The sequence below is a fragment of the Psychrobacter sp. genome, from assembly GCF_036731945.1.
Classification (GTDB): domain Bacteria; phylum Pseudomonadota; class Gammaproteobacteria; order Pseudomonadales; family Moraxellaceae; genus Psychrobacter.
This window is the reverse complement of record NZ_DAINDI010000060.1, coordinates 1-2,484: the sequence shown is the minus strand read 5'-3', so window position 1 is coordinate 2,484 and position 2,484 is coordinate 1. Positions and strand designations below refer to the sequence as shown.

Below are 2,484 nucleotides of genomic sequence, written 5' to 3'. Positions count from 1 at the left end.
ATTTATTGTCAAAAAGTCTATGAAGCAATTAAGTAATAAAGAAATAATAAATGAAATTAATAATATCTTTAAAAAAATAGAAAAAAAATAAAATGAATTCTTTATTAAAAGTAGTAAATAATTTTTTATATAAGTTTTTTTATTATTTTATTGTTTTTTATCAAAAAGTAATCAGTCCTATTTTGCCTGCGCGCTGTCGTTATTATCCAACTTGCTCAAATTACGGTAAACAGGCTTTAGCGTGGCATGGGCTTTGGACAGGTAGTTGGCTATTATTAAAACGTATTAGTAGCTGTCATCCGTTAGGCGGACATGGCATCGATTTTGTGCCACTACCTTTGTCTTCTTATCATTATCAATATATATCGCCTACGACACCACTTCATGGCAAAGCGCAAAGCGGGTCTGTTTATAAAGATACTAAGAGCTATGTGGCTCGGCTAAATCATCTAATGAAGTCGATATAAACTTTATTATCGACTAAGCAGTTGTGGATACCTTTCAAGTTACCCACAAGTTATCCACACGCTTGTATCATTTAGAGCGGTTTTTTAGTAAAATGATGAACATTTTATGTGATTGACTGCTGGTATGACTGCTAAGAAAGGGGGTTGATACTGTGTGGTGGTCATGACACATGCCTGATTTTTCATTCCCTAATTTTTTAATCTAGGAAAGGTTTATGCAAAAGATATTTCGGGTGATGATCATCATTGCGATGCTAATCACCGCTTATCTGCTGATTTTAGCATGGCGAGATGATTATGCCGATGCGCCAGCTGTAGACGCGGTACCAGAAACATCAACATCGGTAGGGGCTGATATTCCTGCTACCACTGGCGCAGCAGGTGATATTCCAGCACAAACGCTACCAGTTGATGCGGGCGCTGTTGCGGAGGCACCTGCGACCAATACGGGTCTCATCACGGTCACAACCGATCGCTATGACATTAAAATCAATCCAGAAGGCGGGGATATCGTTTATGCGGCGTTAAAGCAATATGATGCCACGCTCAATAGCGAAAAACCTTTTGTGTTGTTAGAAAATAATAGCGGTCGCGTTTACGTGGCACAGTCTGGTCTTATCGGTCCAAACGGTATTGATACCGCCGAAGGTCGCGCCAAATATAGCCACGCTGCCAATAATTATGTGATGGAAAAAGGTCAGCAAACCTTATCGGTGCCGCTTACCTATCAAAAAGATGGTGTAACGGTTACTAAGACCTTTACTTTTACCCAAGATAAATATCCGATTGATATCAGCTATCAAATTCAAAACGCTTCTGCCAATCCTTGGCAAGGACAGATGTTTGCGCAGTTAAAGCGTGACGATAGTAAAGACCCCGGCATGTCTGATAAAGGCGCGCTAAGCATGGCGACGTATTTGGGCGGCGCTTGGGGTACACCTGAAGATCCTTATAATAAATTAAAATTCGGTAAATTTAACGATGGCGAGTTGACCACGACCAGTGATGAAGGTTGGGTTGGCATCGTTCAGCATTACTTTGTTTCTGCTTGGACGCCTGAAAACTTTACGGGTAAGTTCTTTAGCCGTGAAACGGGCAATGATTACTTTATTGGTTTTAACAGCCAACCTGTTAATGTAGCGCCAAACAAGCAAATTACCTTAAATGCAACTCTCTATGCTGGTCCAAAAGTACAGTCTGAGCTAAAAGAAGTGGCAGCAGGTCTGAATCAAACCGTCGATTATGGCTTGCTCTGGCCAATATCAAAAATATTATTTGCGATTTTGGATGGTATTCATAAAGTTATCGGCAACTGGGGCTGGTCAATTATTCTGTTGACGCTGCTGGTTAAAATCGCCTTGATGTGGGTATCTAATAAAAGCTACTACTCAATGGCTAAGATGCGTGCTATCGCCCCAAGACTGGCGGCATTAAAAGAAGAGCACGGCGACGATCGTATGAAAATGTCGCAAGAAATGATGGCAATTTATAAAGAAGAGAAAGTCAATCCGATGGCGGGTTGTTTACCTATTCTGATGCAAATGCCGATTTTCTTAGCGCTATATTGGGTGTTGGTTGAAAGTGTTGAGCTGCGTCATGCGCCTTGGATACTGTGGATTCAAGATTTATCAGCGATGGATCCATGGTTCATTTTACCGCTCTTAATGGGTGCGTCGATGTTTATCCAGCAGCAACTAAATCCGCAGCCCGCTGATCCAATGCAAGCGAAAGTGATGAAGTTTTTACCGATTATTTTCACCGCATTCATGCTGTTCTTCCCAGCAGGTTTGGTACTATACTGGACAGTGAATAACTTATTTAGTATGACCCAGCAATACATCATCAACCGTAAGGTTGAAGAAGAACAAAAACGTCGTACCGTCAAAGTTCTGGATTAAATAAAGCCTAAATCTATAAAAACCATCGCTACGGCGGTGGTTTTTTTATGTGTTAAGCTTTATTGTTTCTATCCAATATAGTGAGAGAAAAGTAATATCGTTACATCACGCACTGCTGA

2 protein-coding genes are annotated in these 2,484 nt (G+C 40.7%); both read left to right on the top strand.

Annotated features, from left to right (window positions below; genetic code table 11):
• Window positions 1-92: 92 nt before the first annotated feature.
• Window positions 93-467, top strand: a complete 375-nt coding sequence (gene yidD, locus V7D75_RS11465) for a membrane protein insertion efficiency factor YidD (protein WP_333614658.1) — start codon at window positions 93-95, stop codon at window positions 465-467.
• Window positions 468-682: 215 nt separating this feature from the next.
• Window positions 683-2,365 carry a membrane protein insertase YidC gene (gene yidC / locus V7D75_RS11460; RefSeq protein WP_333614657.1) on the top strand — a complete coding sequence of 561 codons (1,683 nt, stop codon included), beginning with the start codon at window positions 683-685 and terminating at the stop codon, window positions 2,363-2,365.
• Window positions 2,366-2,484: the final 119 nt, after the last annotated feature.